13 protein-coding genes are annotated in these 16,875 nt (G+C 74.5%); 8 read left to right on the top strand and 5 right to left on the bottom strand.

Features of this window, described 5'->3' with window-relative positions:
- Positions 1–8 precede the first annotated feature (8 nt).
- The 5 genes from ACTFTM_RS18080 to ACTFTM_RS18060 all read left to right on the top strand — a co-directional run bounded on the left by ACTFTM_RS18080 (position 9) and on the right by ACTFTM_RS18060 (position 7,371).
- Positions 9–860 (top strand): S1 family peptidase, encoded by an 852-nt coding sequence (locus tag ACTFTM_RS18080; RefSeq protein ID WP_449561643.1) that lies wholly within the window; start codon positions 9–11, stop codon positions 858–860.
- Positions 861–953: 93 nt separating this feature from the next.
- The gene (locus ACTFTM_RS18075; protein ID WP_449561642.1) at positions 954–1,970 is read left to right on the top strand and encodes a sugar kinase; all 1,017 of its coding nucleotides are present in this window, start codon (positions 954–956) and stop codon (positions 1,968–1,970) included.
- A gap of 3 nt (positions 1,971–1,973) precedes the next feature.
- The gene (locus tag ACTFTM_RS18070) at positions 1,974–2,717 is read left to right on the top strand and encodes an IclR family transcriptional regulator (protein WP_449561641.1); all 744 of its coding nucleotides are present in this window, start codon (positions 1,974–1,976) and stop codon (positions 2,715–2,717) included.
- Positions 2,714–3,319: a bifunctional 4-hydroxy-2-oxoglutarate aldolase/2-dehydro-3-deoxy-phosphogluconate aldolase gene (locus ACTFTM_RS18065; protein WP_449561640.1), complete on the top strand. Its 606-nt coding sequence runs from the start codon at positions 2,714–2,716 to the stop codon at positions 3,317–3,319. Before ACTFTM_RS18070 ends, ACTFTM_RS18065 begins: the two co-directional genes overlap by 4 nt.
- A 338-nt stretch (positions 3,320–3,657) precedes the next feature.
- Positions 3,658–7,371, top strand: a complete 3,714-nt coding sequence (locus ACTFTM_RS18060) for a S8 family serine peptidase (protein ID WP_449561639.1) — start codon at positions 3,658–3,660, stop codon at positions 7,369–7,371.
- A gap of 87 nt (positions 7,372–7,458) precedes the next feature.
- Here the strand turns inward: ACTFTM_RS18060 and ACTFTM_RS18055 are convergent, their stop codons facing one another.
- The 5 genes from ACTFTM_RS18055 to ACTFTM_RS18035 form a co-directional block, all read right to left on the bottom strand.
- Positions 7,459–8,034: a GNAT family N-acetyltransferase gene (locus ACTFTM_RS18055; protein WP_449561638.1), complete on the bottom strand. Its 576-nt coding sequence runs from the start codon at positions 8,032–8,034 to the stop codon at positions 7,459–7,461.
- Positions 8,024–10,078, bottom strand: coding sequence for a penicillin acylase family protein (locus tag ACTFTM_RS18050; protein ID WP_449561637.1), 2,055 nt, complete (start codon positions 10,076–10,078; stop codon positions 8,024–8,026). Before ACTFTM_RS18050 ends, ACTFTM_RS18055 begins: the two co-directional genes overlap by 11 nt.
- Positions 10,075–10,878, bottom strand: coding sequence for an ABC transporter ATP-binding protein (locus ACTFTM_RS18045; protein ID WP_449561636.1), 804 nt, complete (start codon positions 10,876–10,878; stop codon positions 10,075–10,077). Before ACTFTM_RS18045 ends, ACTFTM_RS18050 begins: the two co-directional genes overlap by 4 nt.
- Positions 10,879–10,898: 20 nt before the next feature.
- Positions 10,899–11,930, bottom strand: coding sequence for a FecCD family ABC transporter permease (locus ACTFTM_RS18040; RefSeq protein ID WP_449561635.1), 1,032 nt, complete (start codon positions 11,928–11,930; stop codon positions 10,899–10,901).
- Positions 11,931–12,044: 114 nt separating this feature from the next.
- Entirely contained in the window at positions 12,045–13,106 is a 1,062-nt protein-coding gene (locus ACTFTM_RS18035; RefSeq protein WP_449566669.1) for a FecCD family ABC transporter permease, read from the bottom strand.
- Positions 13,107–13,223: 117 nt separating this feature from the next.
- Here ACTFTM_RS18035 and ACTFTM_RS18030 point away from each other — a divergent pair, with 117 nt between their 5' ends.
- The 3 genes from ACTFTM_RS18030 to ACTFTM_RS18020 all read left to right on the top strand — a co-directional run bounded on the left by ACTFTM_RS18030 (position 13,224) and on the right by ACTFTM_RS18020 (position 16,778).
- Positions 13,224–14,258: an ABC transporter substrate-binding protein gene (locus tag ACTFTM_RS18030; protein WP_449561634.1), complete on the top strand. Its 1,035-nt coding sequence runs from the start codon at positions 13,224–13,226 to the stop codon at positions 14,256–14,258.
- A 4-nt stretch (positions 14,259–14,262) separates the two neighbouring features.
- Entirely contained in the window at positions 14,263–15,120 is an 858-nt protein-coding gene (locus tag ACTFTM_RS18025) for a siderophore-interacting protein (protein ID WP_449561633.1), read from the top strand.
- Between the two features lie 95 nt (positions 15,121–15,215).
- A complete protein-coding gene (locus ACTFTM_RS18020; RefSeq protein ID WP_449561632.1) occupies positions 15,216–16,778 on the top strand; it encodes a pyridoxal phosphate-dependent decarboxylase family protein in 1,563 nt (520 codons plus the stop codon).
- The last annotated feature ends 97 nt before the right edge of the window (positions 16,779–16,875 follow it).

Raw genomic sequence — 16,875 nt, 5'->3', positions numbered from 1 at the left:
AGGTTCGGATGCGTCGTCCGCCGCTCGTCGCCCTCGTCCTGACCGCCCTCCTGCTCGTCGCGCCGGGCGCGGCGCAGGCCGCCCTTCCCGACCGTGCCGCGTCCGACGTGGTCGGCGTCCTGTCCGGGGTACGCACGCCGGGTATCGCCTGGGGAGTCGACCCGGCCACCGGCCGGATGACTGTCACCGCCGACGACACGGTGGCGCCCGCCGATCTGGCGACGCTCCGGGCGGTGGCCGACCGCGCCGGCGCGCTGCTGCGCCGGGAGCCCGGCACGCTGCGCACCCTGATCGCCGCCGGCCAGGGCATCTACGGCGGTGGTAGTCGCTGCTCGCTGGGCGCGAACGTACGCAGTGGCAGCACCTACTACGTGGTCACCGCCGGCCACTGCACCGGGACCGTCAGCACCTGGTACGCCGACAGCGCGCAGACCACCGTCCTGGGCACCCGTACCGCCACCAGCTATCCGGGCAACGACTACGGGCTGATCCGCTACACCGGCCGCATCGCGCATCCGAGCGCCGTCTACACCTATCCCGGACTGCTGGCCATCAACGGCCCCGGCACCGCGTACGTGGGTCAGGCGGTGTGCCGCAGCGGCGTCACCACCGGGGTGCGCTGCGGCACGGTGACCGCGCTCAACGCGACCGTCAACTACGCCACCGGTGTGGTCTACGGCCTGATCCGCACCAACATCTGCGCCGAGGCGGGGGACAGCGGCGGGCCGCTGTACGTGGCGTCCACCGGCACCATCATCGGCATCCTGTCCGGAGGTAGCGGCAACTGCACCTCCGGCGGGACGACCTACTACCAGCCCATCGCGGAGGTGCTGGCGGCGTACGGACTGACCCTGCCCTGACCGCCATTGCGCTCTGCGCAACGGGTTGCTCAGTTGGCACAACGCCCCTAGGCTCGGCGGGACCCCGGACCCCTCCCGAGGATGTGTGCCGCGATGCCGAGCGAGCCCCGAGAAGACCGTGCGGCCACCTCGGCCGGCCCGCAGCCGGCCGAGGTGGTCACGGTGGGCGAGACCATGGTGATGCTGTGCCCGCCCGCCGGTGAGCCGCTGGGGCACGCCGAACGCGTCACCGTCTCGGTCGGCGGCGCCGAGTCCAACGTGGCCGGCCACCTGGCCCGGCTCGGCCACCGGGCGACCTGGGTGAGCCGGGTCGGTGACGACCCGTTCGGCCGACTGGTCGTCCGGCACGTCGCCGACGCCGGCGTCGACGTCGACCTGGTGGCCGTGGACCCGGCCGCGCCCACCGGCCTCTACGCCAAGGACCCCGGCCCCACGGCCACCGCCGTGCACTACTACCGGGCCGGCTCGGCCGCGTCCCGGATGGACGGCGACACGGTGGCCGACCCGCGGCTGGCCGGCGCGCGGGTCCTGCACCTGTCCGGCATCACCCCGGCCCTCTCGGCCTCCTGCCGCGAGCTGGTCGAGCGCGCGGTGACCGACCGGCCGCTGCCGGGCGCGCTGGTCAGCTTCGACGTCAACCACCGCGCCCGGCTCTGGTCCGCCGAACGGGCCGCGCCCGTCCTGCGCGACCTCGCCGACCGCAGCGACCTGGTCTTCGTCGGGCAGGACGAGGCGTACGCCCTCTGGGGCACGAGCGACCCGGCCGCCGTACGCCGACTCCTGCCCGGCCCCCGGGCGGTGGTCGTCAAGGACGGCGCGATCTGTGCCACCGTCCTGCTCCGTGACGCCGAGCCGGTCGTCGTTCCGGCCCCCCGCGTGTCGGTGGTGGAACCGGTGGGCGCCGGTGACGCCTTCGCCGCCGGCTACCTGGCCGGGCTGCTGCGCGACCTCGATCCGACGCGGCGGCTGCGTCTCGGCCACCTCGTCGCCGCGCAGGCCCTGGGCAGCACCGGTGACAGCGCGCCGCTGCCGCCGTGGTCGTGGTTCGAACGGCTGCTCGACGGCCCCTGGTCGCCACCCGACCTGACCGCCGCGCGAGCGGAGGGCTGAGCGGTGTCCGAGGGCGTCGACCGGGCGATGCGCGTGCTCGAACTCCTGGCCCGCGAGCCGGCGCAACTCGGCGGCGTGGCCACCCACCTGGGCGTGCACAAGTCCACCGCGCTGCGGCTGCTGCAGACACTCGAGTCGGGCGGCTTCGCACGCCGCGCCGACGGCGGCTGGACGGTGGGTCTGCGGCTGATCGACCTCGCCCAGCAGGCCCTGGACTCGCTCGACGTCCGCGCGGTGGCCCGCCCCCACCTGGCGGCGCTGGGCCGCGACTGCGGGCACACCATCCACCTCGCGCAGCTGGTCGACGACGACCTCGTCTACGTCGACAAGATCGAGGCCCGGGGCCAGGTGCGCATGTACTCGCGGATCGGCCGTACCGCGCCGCTGCACGCCAGCGGGGTGGGCAAGGTGGTGCTCGCGTACGGTCCGGCATCCCGGGTGTCCCAGGTGGTCGACGGCGTCACGCTGCCGTCGTACACCCCGGCCACCATCTGCGACCCGGCCGCGCTGCGCGCGGAGCTGGCGGCCATCGCGGCGCGGGGCTGGGCCGCCGACGACGGCGAGTTCGAGCCGCTGATCACCTGTGTGGCCGCGCCGGTCCGGCAGGCCGACGGCGCGGTCACGGCCGCGGTGTCGGTGACCGCGCCGACGGTGGTGGCCACCCTCGCCGACCTGCGTGCCGTACTACCCCGACTGCTGGCCACCACCCAGCAGATCTCCCGCGACCTCGGATGGAGTGGACCATGACCACAGCGGACTTCGGGCACATCTTCGGCGCTGCCCGGGTGATGGCGATCCTGCGCGGCCTGCCGGTCGCCGAGACGGTCCGGCTCGCCGAGCGCGCCTGGGACCTCGGCATCGAGGTGGTGGAGGTGCCGGTCGCCACCGCCGACGCGCTGCCCGCCCTGCGCGCCGCCGTCGAGGCGGGCGCGGCGCGTGGCCGGATCGTCGGGGCCGGCACGGTGCTCGACGCCGAGACGGTCGCGGCGGCCGCCGACGCGGGCGCCGCGTTCACCGTCGCGCCCGGCCTGGACCTCGCGGTCGCCGACGCCGCCGCCGCGCGTGGCCTACCCCACCTGCCCGGCGTGGCCACCCCCACCGAGGCGCAGACGGCGCTGCGGCACGGCCTCACCTGGCTCAAGGCGTTCCCCGCGATCTCCCTGGGCCCGGCCTGGTTCAAGGCCATCGCCGGCCCCCTACCGCAGCTCCGCTTCGTCGCGACAGGCGGCCTGGACGCCACAAACGCCCAGTCTTTCCTGGACGCCGGCGTCCGCGTGGTAGCCGTCGGCTCAGCCCTGTCAGACCCCACCCAGCTAAACGACCTAGCCAAACTAACAACCCAAAACTGACCCGCCCCCCGCCCCCCGCCCCCCGCCCCCCGCCCCCCGCTCCGCCTCCACGCCCCCCGCTCCGCCTCCACGCCCGCCTGGTCTGCCCCGTCGATCATGGACTTGTGGTGGGGTGCGAAAGCCGCCTATCACTCGACATCAGGCACCACAACTCCATGATCGACGGGGACGGGGACGGGGACGGGGGCGGGGACGGGGGCGGGGGCGGGGGCGGGGTGGCGGGGGCGGGGTGGCGGGTTTGTGCCATGGCATGAACGCGCCGGGGGTTGCGGGGTGGGACAGCCGGGCGTTGCCTCGATGCTGTGCTGCGTACCGCTCCTCGACACAAAGAGGTCATCGTGGCTCTGTCTCCCAGGCGTCGCCGATCCGGGCTGATCGCCCTCGGTACCGCCCTCGCTCTGGCCGCCGGGTTCACCCCACCCGGCACGGGGGCGTCGGCCGCCCCGCCCGGCACCCCCACCCGCCCGACCGGCCAACCGCCCGCGGCCCCCGGCCGGGCGTCCACCGTCACCCTGATCACCGGGGACATCGTCACGGTCACCACGGCGGCCGACGGCAGCACCGTCTCGGCCGTTCGCCGACCCGACGGCAGCACGCCGACCTTCCACCGCACGGTGCTCGACGGCGACACCTACGTCTACCCGGACGCCGCGCTGCCGTACGTCACCAGTGGCCTGGTGGACAAGCGGCTGTTCAACGTCACCGACCTGATCGCCGACGGGTACGACGACGCGCACGCGAAGGCGCTGCCGCTGATCGTCACCCTCACCGACGCCGCGGCCCGCGCCCGTACCCGACCCACCGTGGACGGATCCGAGCTGGTGCGGTCCCTGGACAGCGTGCGGGGCGCGGCACTGACCCGCCCCCGCGAGAGCGCCGAGAAGTTCTGGGGCGCGCTGACCGCCGGCACGGCCCGCCGGACCGGTGACACCCCGACGCTCGCGAGCGGTATCGCCAAGGTCTGGCTGGACGGCCGGGTCCGGGCCGACCTCGCCGAGTCGACCGCGCAGATCGGCGCGCCGACGCTGTGGGCCGAGGGCAACACCGCCGCCGGTGTGGACGTCGCCGTCCTCGACACGGGAGCGGACGCCGAGCACCCGGACCTCGCCGGCCAGATCGCCGCGTCCAGCAGCTTCGTGCCGGACGAGCCCGACATCCTCGACTACCAGGGACACGGCACGCACACCGCCTCGACGATCGCCGGCAGCGGCGCCGCGTCCGGAGGCGTCGAGCGGGGTGTCGCCCCCGGCGCGCGGCTGCACGTCGGCAAGGTGCTCAACAGCGAGGGCGGCGGGCAGGACTCCTGGATCATCGCCGGCATGGAGTGGGCGGCCCGGGAGCAGAAGGCCCGGATCATCAGCATGAGCCTGGGTGGTGAGTCCACCGACGGCAGCGACCCGCTGAGCCAGGCCGTCGACCGGCTCAGCGCCGAGACCGGCGCGCTCTTCGTGATCGCCGCCGGCAACAGCGGCCCGGCGAGCATCGGCAGCCCCGGCGCGGCGAACTCCGCGCTCACCGTGGGCGCCGTCGATTCGACCGACCACCTCGCCGACTTCTCCAGCCAGGGCCCGCGGGCCGGCGACGGTGGCCTCAAACCCGAGATCACCGCGCCCGGCGTGGACATCCTGGCCGCGCGCTCGCACCTGGTGCGCGGCGGCTCCGGGGACTACACGCTGATGAGCGGCACCTCGATGGCGACTCCGCACGTGGCCGGCACCGCCGCGCTGGTCGCCGCCGCGCACCCCGACTGGACCGGGCAGCGCATCAAGGAGGCGCTGGTCAGCACGGTCAAGGCCACGCCGGACTACACCCCGTACCAGGCCGGTGCCGGGCGGGTGGACGCGGTCGCCGCCGTGCACGCGACGGTCTTCGCCACCCCGAGCGCCTACTCCGGCTTCCAGGGCTGGCCGCAGCAGCCGGGTACGACGGTCGACCGGACGGTCACCTACACCAACGTCGGCAACGCGCCGGTCGCCCTGAAGCTGGCCCTCGACGCGCCGAGCGCCCCGGCCGGTCTCTTCGCGCTCTCCGCCGACACGGTGACGGTGCCCGCGAACGGCACGGCCACCGTCACCCTCACCGCCGCGTACGACAAGCTTCCGGTCGAGAAGCAGGTCAGCGGCATGATCGTCGCCACCGACACCGCCGGTACGGTCCGCGGTCGCACCCTGATCGGGGCGAGCCGGGAGGGTCAGCGGCAGAACCTGACGCTGGTCGCGAAGGACCGGGACGGCAAGCCGCTCGCCGGCAAGGTCCTGCTCACCACCGACGGCCTGTTCACCGCCGTCGACCTGCCCGAGAGCGGCACCGCGACGCTGCGGCTGCCGGTGGCGAGCTGGTCCGGTTGGCTCACCGCCGACGTGCGCGGCGTGCACGGGCCGCACTCCAAGGGCATGGCGATGCTCAGCTTCGTCGACGTCGACCTGAGCGCCGACCGCACCGTCACCCTCGACGCGCGCAAGGCCCGACAGGTGCGGACCGAGGTGCCGCAGGAGGCGACGCCCACCTCGCTGCGGATGGACATCCACCGCTCCACCGGCAACAGTCTCACCGAGAGTCAGGTGCTGCCCGACGACTCGTACGACAGCATGTGGGCGTTGCCGACGGGCCGTGCGGTCACCGACGGCGAGTTCGAGTTCGGCGCCCGGTGGCGGCTGGAACAGCCGGCGCTGACCGTGACGGCCGGCGGCCGGTCGTACGACGATCTGCGGGTCAAGCGGGCGACCCCGGCGTTGCCGGAGGGCCGTCGCCAGCTCGACGCGGTCTACGTCGCCGACGCCTCGGCGGCCGGGCTGGCGAAGCGGCCGGTCCGGGACCGGGCGGTGGTGGTCCGGCGCAGCGACACCGTGGACCTCGCCACCCAGGCGCAGGCCGCCGCGGCGGCCGGGGCCACGCTGCTGCTGGTGGTCAACGACGGCATCGGCCGGCTCCAGCCCTGGGACGAGGCGTTCTGGGCTCCGGAGAGCCCCGCCCCGCTGACCGTGGCGACCCTCACCGCCGACGAGGGTGACCAGCTCGTCGCGGCGCTGGAGCGCGGCCCGGTGCGGCTGACAATCGAGTCGCACCCGGAGACGACCTACCTGTACGACGTGGCACACCACTGGACCGGCGCGGTTCCGGTCGACCCCACGTACCGGGTGACGAAGCGGCAACTGGCCCGGGTTGACGTGGAGTTCCGCAACTACCGGCAGGGCAGGGCGCTGGAGTTCCGCAACGACATCTGGCGGGGCTGGGCGTCGGGAAACCAGGAGCCCGCCGCGGCGCAGGGCCGGCGTACCGACTGGGTGAGCGCCGACCAGCGCTGGCTCGACGACGCGTTCATCCCCGGGGAGACCGGGCAGCACCCGATGGCGGTGGCCACCTACGCGGTGAACAAGCCGAGCACGGTCACCTGGTTCGGGCCCATCCAACGCCCCCGCATGGGCGGGAACTACGTTCCCGTGCGGTACCTGGACACCGTCTATTTGCCCGCACCCGGGTGGGGGGACGGCGGTGGGCACGTCGGTGAGGCGTACGCCAACTTCGACATGGTCAACCGGACCACCCTGTACCAGGGCGACAAGGAGCTGAACTGGGGTAACGCCGAGTACCTCCAGGTGGGCAGCCTGCCCGCGCAGCGTCTGCCGTACCGCCTGGTGGTGGAGAACGACCGGGCCGCCTGGACCAACCCGTACTCCCGGCAGACCCGGACCGAGTGGGGCTTCAGCTCGGCGGCCACCGGCGCGGAGTCGGCGGAGGTGCTGCCGATGATCCAGCTCGACTACCAGGTGGCGATCGACCGCGACGGTACGGCGTCGCGGCGGGCGCCGCTCACCGTGGTGGCCTCCCAGCTGCCCGGTGTGTCGGCCACGGTGGGTCCGGTCACCGTCGAGGTGTCCTACGACGACGGCAGGACGTGGCAGAAGCCGCGGCTCAGCCGGCACGGTGACGGCTGGCGTACCGCGCTGGACGCGCCGGCGAAGGCCCGTTTCGTGACCCTGCGGACGAGCGCGCGCGACGCGGCCGGCAACACCGTGAGCCAGAGCATCACCCGGGCGTTCGGCCTGCGGTAGTGCCGGACCGGCCGCCGGTCGGGGTGCGCACACGCATCCCGACCGGCGGCCGTCGCCGTGGTGGGCTCAGCCGGCGTCGTCGTGGGCTCAGCCGGCGTCGAGGCCGGTGCCCGCGCTCTCCGGCCGGTCGAGGAAGTACAGCCGTGCACGTTTCTCCGGCAGCTCGATCTCCGGGCCGGGCCGGAAGCCGCCGCGCAGCAGCCGTCGGTGCATCCGGTCGTTGCGCACGTCCGGCTCCATGACGATCCGCCGCCGGCCCGGGTCGGCGAGGACGAACTCCAGGATCGCGCCGAACAGCGCGCCGGTGAAGCCCGGCTCGACGGCCGCCGGGGGAGCGACCAGCAGGTGGACGCCGACGTCGCCGGGGCGCACCTCGTAGTGCTCGCCGACCGGATCGGCGTCGGGCTCGTACGTCTGGGCCAGCGCCGCCGGCACGCCGTCGCGGTGCGCCAGGTACGCGTGGTGGGTGGTCAGCGAGTCGAGGTACGCGTAGATCTCGCGCACCCGTTCGCGGCTGGCGTCGCGCATCCCCCAGAAAACGGCCCGGTCGGTCGTGACCCAGCTGTGCAGCAGGTCGGCGTCGTCGTCGGGGCGTACCGGCCGGATGGTGACCACCCCGAACCCGGGGACGTCGCGTCGGTAGTGCTCGTTGTCAGTGTTCATCCGGCTCCTCGGTGAGGTGGTCCCAGTCGGTGGTCACCGGCAGCAGGCCGCCGGTCAGCCACGTGGTCTGCTGGTCGTCGTGGTGTTCGTCGCCGGGCACCCCGCTCGCGCCCGACGGGACCACCCACCGGCTGTCCTGGCGCCGGGCCAGGTCCCAGACGTACCGTGCGGCCGGCCCCCGGAAGCAGCTGTGGGTGACCCCGGGCACGCTCGACGTGGCCAGCACGCAGTCGTGGTCGCCGTCGAGGCGAGGGCCGGGCGGGGCGTCCGCGTCGGGCAGCGCCCGCCAGGCCGTCAGCCGGTGCAGGTCACCCCAGCGCACCGTGCCGGCCGTCGCGGCCGCGACCTCCTCGGCCGCCGCGCGCACCACCGCCGCGACGTCCACGCCGGGCAGTGGGGCCGCGCCGAGCAGGTGCTCCAGCGCGTAACCGACCCGCGGCGTCAGCGCCAACCAGGGCGCGAACACCTCGGGGTACGGGGGCGGCTCGGCCAACGCGGCCAGGACCGGATGGTCGGCGATCCGGCGTACGACGGCGGCCCGCAGCAGGGCGAAGTCGGCGGCGTCGACGCTGTCGGCGTCCATCCGCCGGTCCCAGCGCAGCAGCCGGTCGCGCAGCGCGGCGGCGGCCGGGCCGAGCCCGGTCACCGTGTCGAGGGCCGCCAGCAGCGCCCCGGCCGACCCGAGGTACGTGTCGGTGTGCAGCGCGGCCATGTCCCCGACCGTGTGGTCCCGGCCGGCGTCCAGCAGGTCGGCGATGCGACGCGCGCGGTGCGGTGCGGCGAACTCGACGCCCAGCGGCGCGGACAGCCCGCGTTCGTTGGCCATCACCGCCCGGTCGGTCACCTGCGCCCGGGGCATCGGCGCGTACCAGCCCCGCCAGGCGTACGCGGCGTCCCAGGCGGGGACCGGCCGTCGCCCGTTGTCCGGGTGCCGCACCGGCACCACACCGGCGACCCGGTGCAGCAGGCCTCCGGCGGTGTCCGCCGCCTGCACCACGTTGACGGGCTCCACCCAGTGCCGCAGTGCGTCGTCCACGTCGGACACGCTGCGGGCCCGCAGCAGCTCCGGTATCGCCGCGAAGCCCAGCTCGCCACGGACCCGGGGCGGGTAACGCAGGCTCAGCGCCGTCTCGTCGTCCGGCCCTGGCGCGATCACCGGGCCCCGGTCGGTCTCGATGACCTCCACCCGGACCGGGTCCGCGCCGGCCACCTCGATCGTCTCGACGTGGACGGACGCCTCCCGCCAGCCGTCCGGTCCGAGCGCCCGTACCCCGCCGTCGTGCCGGCGCAGCCGCTCGACGTAGACGTCCTGGTAGTCGGCCATCGCGTTGGTGATCGCCCAGGCCACCGGGCCGGCGTGGCCGAAGTGCGCGATGCCCGGAACGCCGGGCACGGCCAGGCCGACCACGTCGTACTCCGGACAGGCCAGCCGGATCTGCTGGTAGACGCCCGGGTCCTCCAGGATCCGGTGCGGGTCGCCGGCGAGCAGCGCGGCGCCGCTGGCGGTACGGGAGCCGGCCAGCAGCCACCCGTTGCTGCCGGCGACGGCCGGCCCGTCGCTGGCGAACGCCCCGACCGCCGCCGGACCGAGGCACCGCGCGACGTGCTCACGCCAGAGCTTGCCGGGGAACCCCGCGAACAGGATGTGGTGTCCCAGCCACACCGCGAGCGGCGTCCACGGCTCCCACCGACCCGGAGTGAGCCCGACCGCGGCGAACTCCGGCGCGCGGGCCGCCCCGGCGGCGAGGCCGGCGTTCACCCCGGCCACGTACGCGCCCACCCACTCGGCGGTCGCCGCGTCCAGGTTGGCGTGACAGCGGCGGGCGGTGTCGTCCAGTCGCACCTGTCGGGCGAAGCGGTCCCAGCCGAGCGCCTCGGTGCCGAGGAAGGCGGCGGTGGTGCCCTGCGACCGGTGCCGCTCGACCTCGATCTGCCACGCCCGGTCGTACGCGGTCACCCGACCCTGTGCCGTGGCCAGGGCGAGCGGGTCCTCGGCGCGGATGTGCGGCACGCCCCACGGGTCGCGGAAGAGCCGCGTGGTCATGCCGGCTCGGCGGCGCGTCGGCGGGCGGCCGGTACGACCAGCGGGGTGCCGGTCTCCGGGTCGTCGATCACCCGGCAGGGCAGTCCGAACACCTCGGCGACCAGGTCGGCGGTCACCACCTCCCGAGGGTCGCCGGAGGCCACCACCCGACCGTCGCGCATGGCGATGAGGTGGGTGGCGTACCGGGCGGCGTGGTTGAGGTCGTGCAGCACCGCGACCAGCGTGCGGCCCTGCTCCTCGTGCAGCCGGGCGCAGAGGTCCAGGATGTCGATCTGGTGGGCGATGTCGAGGTAGGTCGTCGGCTCGTCGAGCAGCAGCAGCGGCGTCTGCTGCGCCAGCGCCATCGCGATCCACACGCGCTGCCGTTGGCCGCCGGACAGCTCGTCCACCGGCCGGTCGGCGAGGTCGGCGACCCCGGTCGCGGCCATCGACTCCTCGACGATCCGCTCGTCCTCGCGCGACCACTGCCGCAGCAGTCCCTGGTGCGGGTAGCGACCCCGGGCGACCAGCTCGGCGACGCCGATCCCGTCCGGCGCGATGGACGTCTGTGGCAGCAGACCCAGGGTGCGGGCGACCGAGCGGGCGCTCTGCTGGTGAATGTCCCGGCCGTCCAGCAGCACCGCGCCGGCGCTCGGGCGCAGCATCCGCGACAGCGCGCGTAGCAGCGTCGACTTGCCGCACGCGTTCGGTCCGATGATCACCGTGAACGACCCGTCGGGCACCGCCACGGTGAGGTTCTCGGAGATGGTGCGCCGGTCGTAGGCGAGGGTCAGCGCGGTGCCGCCGAGGCGGGACGTCATGGTTGCTCCTTCACAGGTGGTCACAGCCGGCCCGCCCGGCGTTCGACGGCCAGCAGCCAGACCAGGTAGCCGCCGCCGAGGACTCCGGTCACCACGCCGACCGGAAGCTGGTGCCCGGGAAACGCGCGCTGGGCGACCAGGTCGGCGCCGACCAGCAGCGCCGCGCCGACCGCCATCGAGGGCAGCAGGTTCGGCCCGGGCGCCCGGGTCAGCCGCTTCGCGACGTGCGGCGCGACGAGCGCGACGAACGACACCGGGCCGGCGGCCGCCGCCGCGAACGAGACGAGCAGCACCGCCGCCATGAGCAGCACCAGGCGTACCCGGCGGACCGGCACACCGAGCGCGCTCGCCGTGTCGTCGCCCAGCTCCATCATCCGCAGCGCCGGGGCGCAGCCGACGAGCACGAGCGGCGTCAGCACGGCGGTCACGACCAGCAGCGGCCCGGCGTTGGCCCAGCCCCGCCCGTCCAGACTGCCGGTGAGCCAGAGCACCGCGCGGGCGGCGTCCATCAGCGGGGCCCGGGTCAGCAGGTAGCCGTTGACGCCGGTGAGGATCGCGGCCACGCCGATGCCGACCAGGACGAGGCGATAGCCGTGCACGCCCCGCCGCCACGCGAGGGCGTAGATCAGCCCGCCGGTGGCGAGCCCGCCGGCGACCGCCGCGCCGGCCAGGGCCAGGCTCCCGCCGCCCACGACGACCACCACGAGCGCGCCGGTCGACGCGCCCTGGGTGAAGCCCAGGATGTCCGGGCTGCCCAGCGGGTTGCGGACCAGCGACTGGAACAGCGTGCCGCCCAGCGCCAGCGCCGCGCCGACCAGCAGGGCCGTGACCAGCCGCGGCAGGCGCAGCTCGGTCACGATGAACTGCTCCGCCGCGCTTCCGCCGCCGGTCAGGGCGCGTAGCACGTCGGTCGGCCCCATCGGGTAGTCGCCGCTGCCCATCGCGACCAGCGAGAGCCCGGCGGCGAGCAGCGCCGCGCCGACACCGACGGCCAGGGCGCGGGGGCGGAACCGCACCGACAACCCACCGGGGGTACGGATGACCGCGCTCACGGGGCCACCTCACTTCGCGACTGCGGGGCTCGCAAACCCGGCTCACTCCTCGCGCTCACGGCGCCACCTCACTTCGCGACTGCGGGGCTCGCAAACCCGGCTCACTCCTCGCGCTCACGGGTGGGCCACCCGTGAGCGGCCGACCAGCCACAGGAAGAGCGGGCCACCCAGCACGGCGGTGACCATGCCGACCTGGAGTTCACCGGGACGCCCGAGGAGCCGCCCCAGCACGTCGGCGCCGAGCAGCAGGACCGGCGCGAGCACCGCGCAGTACGGCAGCAGCCAGCGCAGGTCGGGTCCGGTCAGCGCGCGTACCAGGTGGGGCACGAGCAGGCCGACGAAGACGATGGGACCGCAGGCCGCGGTGGCCGCGCCGCACAGCAGCGTGACCGCGACGATGACGGCGGCCCGGATCAGGGCCGGACGGGCGCCCAGCGCCCGGGCCGCGTCGTCGCCGAGCGCGAGGGCGTTCAGCGGACGGGCGGCGCCGAGGGCGACCAGCAGACCGACCAGGATGAACGGCGTCACCCGGGCCACCGTTGCCGCGTCCGCGCTGGCCAGCGAGCCGACCGTCCAGAACCGCAGCCGGTCCAGCGAGGCGGTGTCCAGCAGCATGACCGCGCTCACGAACGAGTACAGGGTGGCGTTGAGCGCCGCGCCGGCCAGCGCGAGGCGGGCGGGGGTGGCGCCCCGTCCGCCGCCCACGGCGTAGACCAGCGCGGTGACCAGGGCCGCGCCGAGCAGCGCGAACCAGACGTACCCGCCGATGGCCGTGACGCCCAGGAAGGCGGCGGCGGTGGCCACGGCGGCGGACGCTCCGGCGTTGATGCCGAGCAGCCCGGGGTCGGCGAGGGGGTTGCGGGTGAGCGCCTGCATCACGGCGCCGGCCACGCCGAGCGCCGTGCCGGCGAGCAGTCCGAGCAGGGTGCGGGGCAGGCGCATCCGGTGCACCACGGCGTATTCGGCGGCGTCGCGGTGCAGCAGCCCGGACCAGACGTCGGCGAGTGGCAGCGACTTCGCGCCGACCGCGATGCTGAGCACCAGGATCACGCCGAGCAGCGCCGCGGCGGCGAGCAGGCCGACGGCGCGGGCCGCCCGGCGTCGCTTCGGTACGGGGGCCGTCGACGGGGCCGGCACGGGTGGTGTCGACCTGGTGACGGTGGGTGTGGCGTCCAGTGTGGGCTCCGGGGTGTGGCGACTCGGCGAACCGCTGTTGACAACGAGCGAGGTTAGGCTAACCTAACCCCGCTGTCCCGGTCGACCCCGGCCTTCCCTTGATCGAAAGACGACACCATGCCCGATGCACTGTCCGCCCGTCGCCTCTCCCGTCGTGGCCTGCTGGCCGCTGGCGGCGCCGCCACGCTCGCCGCGCTGCTCGCCGGCTGCGGCAAGGACGATGCCGCCAAACCATCGGGCAGCGACAACGCCGCCGGCCCCTGGTCGTTCACCGACGACCGCAACAAGAAGGTCGAGGCGGCGGCCCGTCCCGCGCGCGTGGTGGCCTTCACGGGGGTGGCGGCGGCACTGGTCGATTTCGGTCTCGACAAGCAGCTCGTCGGCGTGTTCGGCGAGACCAAGCGCGCCGACGGCACGAAGGACCCGCAGGCCGGTGACCTGAACGTCGAGGCCGTCGAGATCCTCGGCAACGTGTGGGGTGAGTTCAGCCTGGAGAAGTACGCCGCCCTGCGCCCCGAGCTGCTGGTCACGCACATGTACGACCCGGACGCCCTCTGGTACGTGCCGGACGAGAGCAAGGACAAGATCCTGCCGCTCGCGCCGAGCGTCGCGATCACCACCGCCCGGGTACCGATGACCAAGCCCATCGAGCGGTACGCCGCTCTGGCCCAGTCGCTCGGCGCCGACCTCTCCGCCAAGAAGGTCACCGACGCGAAGACGCGCTTCGACGCCGCCGCCGACGCCGTCCGCCAGGCCGTCAAGGCCAACCCGGGCATCAGGGTCATGGCCTGCTCGGGCAGCCCCGACCTGTTCTACGTCTCCAACCCCAAGGTCAGCACCGACCTCATGTACTTCGCCGAGCTGGGCGTCGACATCGTGGTGCCCACCAAGCTCGAGGCCGGCGACTACTTCGAGGCGCTGAGCTGGGAGAACGCCGGCAAGTTCCCCGCCGACCTGATCCTGTTGGACAACCGCAGCACCGCCCTGCAACCCAAGGACCTCGGCGCCAAGCCGACCTGGGCGCAGCTTCCCGCCGTGCGGGCCAACCAGGTGACGCCGTGGGACGCGGTGCCCCGCTTCTCGTACGCCGGGGCCGCGCCGCTGCTGGAGAACCTCGCCACCGCCATCCGGAACGCGAAGAAGGTCGGCTGACACCATGAGTACGAGCACCGTCGAACCCGTCGCCCTGCAGTACCGCTTCTTCGCCGCGCACGTCGTACGGGCCCGTCGGGTCGGCGCCTCGCTGATCCGGGTCACCTTCGGCGGCGCGGAGCTGGTCGACTTCGCCGGCGGCGGCCGGGACCAGAGCGTCTCGCTGTTCCTGCCGCACCCGGGTCAGGACGCGCCGGTCGTCCCGGTCGAGCGCGGCGAGGACTGGTTCGGCGCCTGGCGGGCCCTGCCGCCGGACGTCCGGGCGGTCATGCGCTCGTACACCATCCGGGAACACCGTCCCACCGTCGGCGAGGTGGACATCGACTTCGTCGACCACGGCGGCACCGGTCCCGCCTCACGGTGGGCCAGCCTGGCGGTGTCCGGTGACCGGGTGCTGCTGCTCGGTCCGGCCGTCCACGACAACCGCAGCGTCTGCTTCCGGCCACCGGACGACACCGACCTCGTGGTGCTGGTCGCCGACGAGACGGCGATGCCGGCCACCGCCGGGATCCTGGCCTGGCTGCCCGCCGGCACCCGGGTCCGGGCCTGGATCGAGGTTCCGGACGCGGCGGACATCACCGAGCTGCCCACCGACGCCGACGCCGAGATCCGCTGGATCGTGCGCGGCAGCACCGCCCCCGGGAGCGACCTGCTGGTCAGCGCGCTCCGCGCCGCCCGGCTCCCGGCCGTCACGCCGTACGCCTGGATCGCCGGCGAGTCCGGCGTGGTCCGGGCGCTGCGCCGCCACCTGGTCGGCGAGCGCGGCATCGACCGTCGACGGGTGACCTTCGCCGGCTACTGGCGGCGCGGGCTGTCCGAGGAGGACGTGCGCGCCGAGGCGCTGGCCACCGCCACCGCCTGAGCGTCGACCCCACCCACCGCAGCACGGCCCCCGGCGCGCGGACGCGCCGGGGGTGGGTTCCGGCTGCCCATCGTCAGAACGTGGAAGGACATCCCGTGACCGTGCCGACGTACCCCGCCGAGCCCGACCCGAGCAGGGCGCCGGCCGCTCCACCGCCGGCCGGAGCGTCGGCCGCGGCGCGGGCCCACCTGCTGCACGACGGTACGGTCGAGCAGTACCGGCGGGCGATCGCCGAGGGCGTCGAGCGGGTGGCCCGCCGGGTCGCCACGGTGGACCGGCCCACCACCGGAATCGCTCCGGCCGAGCTGGCCCCCCTCGTCGACGGGGTCGACCTGGACCGGCCCCTGGGCGACGCCGGCGCGGCGTTGGACGAGCTGGAGGGCGTCTACCTGCGGGACGCCGTCTGGTTCCACCACCCCCGCTATCTGGCCCACCTCAACTGCCCGGTGGTCATCCCGGCGCTGCTCGGCGAGGCCGTGCTCAGCGCGGTGAACTCCTCGCTGGACACCTGGGACCAGAGCGCCGGCGCGACCCTCATCGAACGCCGGTTGATCGACTGGACCGCCGCCCGGATCGGTCTCGGCCCGGACGCCGACGGCGTGTTCACCAGCGGCGGCAGCCAGTCGAACCTCCAGGCGCTGCTGCTGGCCCGGGAGGAGGCGTGTGCCGTCGCGACCACCCCGGCGGCCCGCCTGGAGCTGCTGCCCCGGCTGCGCGTGCTCACCTCCGTCGCCGGGCACTTCAGCGTCCAGAAGTCCGCCAAGCTCCTCGGCCTCGCCCCGGACGCGGTGATCGCGGTGCCCACCGACGCGCAGCGGCGCGTCCGGCCCGCCGCCGTCCGCGACGAGATCGTCCGGTGCCGGGCGGCCGGACTGGTGCCGATGGCCGTCGTCGGCACCGCCGGCACCACCGACTTCGGCTCCATCGACCCGCTCGCCGAACTGGCCGAGGTCTGCGCGGCGACCGGCGTCTGGCTGCACGTCGACGCCGCGTACGGCTGCGGGCTGCTCGTCTCGCCGACGCGCCGGCACCTGCTCGACGGCATCGAACGCGCCGACTCGGTGACCGTCGACTACCACAAGTCGTTCTTCCAGCCGGTCAGCTCCAGCGCGCTGCTGGTCCGCGACCGGCGGACGCTGCGGCACGCCACCTACCACGCCGACTACCTCAACCCGGCGCGCATGGTGGAGCAGCGGATCCCCAACCAGGTCGACAAGAGCCTGCAGACCACCCGGCGCTTCGACGCGCTGAAGCTCTGGCTGACCCTGCGGGTGATGGGCCCGGACGCGCTCGGCGCGCTCTTCGACGAGGTGGTCGACGCCGCGGCCGACGCCTGGCAGCTCGTCAGCGAGGACCCACGCTTCGAGGTGGTGACGCGATCGCAGTTGAGCACCGTGGTCTTCCGGTACCTGCCCACCGGTCCGGGCCGTGAGCTGGCCGACGCCGCGAACCTGTACGCCCGCGAGGCGCTGGCCGCGTCCGGCCTCGCGGTGGTCGCCGGCACCCGCGTGGACGGCCGGCACTTCCTCAAGTTCACGCTGCTCAACCCGGCCACGACCGTCGAGGACGTCGGCCACGTGCTCGAACTGATCGCCGGCCACGCCGGACGGTACGTGCGCGACACCGTCGCCGCCGACCTGACCTGCCCCGTCGGCTGAGCCGACTTGACCTGCCCCGTCGGCTGAGCCGACTTGACCTGCCCCGTCGGCTGAGCCGACTTGACCTGCCCCGTCGGCTGAGCCGACTTGACCTGCC

The organism is Micromonospora sp. RB23 (assembly GCF_053585025.1).
The sequence above is the reverse complement of the archived record's forward strand: the minus strand, read 5'-3'. Positions and strand labels throughout refer to the sequence as shown.

Excerpts from the sequence above, each read along its gene's own strand:
- ACTFTM_RS18080 (WP_449561643.1), top strand. The coding sequence starts at position 9 with ATGCGTCGTCCGCCGCTCGTCGCCCTCGTCCTGACCGCCCTCCTGCTC.
- ACTFTM_RS18075 (WP_449561642.1), top strand. The coding sequence starts at position 954 with ATGCCGAGCGAGCCCCGAGAAGACCGTGCGGCCACCTCGGCCGGCCCG.
- ACTFTM_RS18065 (WP_449561640.1), top strand. The coding sequence starts at position 2,714 with ATGACCACAGCGGACTTCGGGCACATCTTCGGCGCTGCCCGGGTGATG.
- ACTFTM_RS18055 (WP_449561638.1), bottom strand. The coding sequence starts at position 8,034 with ATGAACACTGACAACGAGCACTACCGACGCGACGTCCCCGGGTTCGGG.
- ACTFTM_RS18050 (WP_449561637.1), bottom strand. The coding sequence starts at position 10,078 with ATGACCACGCGGCTCTTCCGCGACCCGTGGGGCGTGCCGCACATCCGC.
- ACTFTM_RS18045 (WP_449561636.1), bottom strand. The coding sequence starts at position 10,878 with ATGACGTCCCGCCTCGGCGGCACCGCGCTGACCCTCGCCTACGACCGG.
- ACTFTM_RS18030 (WP_449561634.1), top strand. The coding sequence starts at position 13,224 with ATGCCCGATGCACTGTCCGCCCGTCGCCTCTCCCGTCGTGGCCTGCTG.
- ACTFTM_RS18025 (WP_449561633.1), top strand. The coding sequence starts at position 14,263 with ATGAGTACGAGCACCGTCGAACCCGTCGCCCTGCAGTACCGCTTCTTC.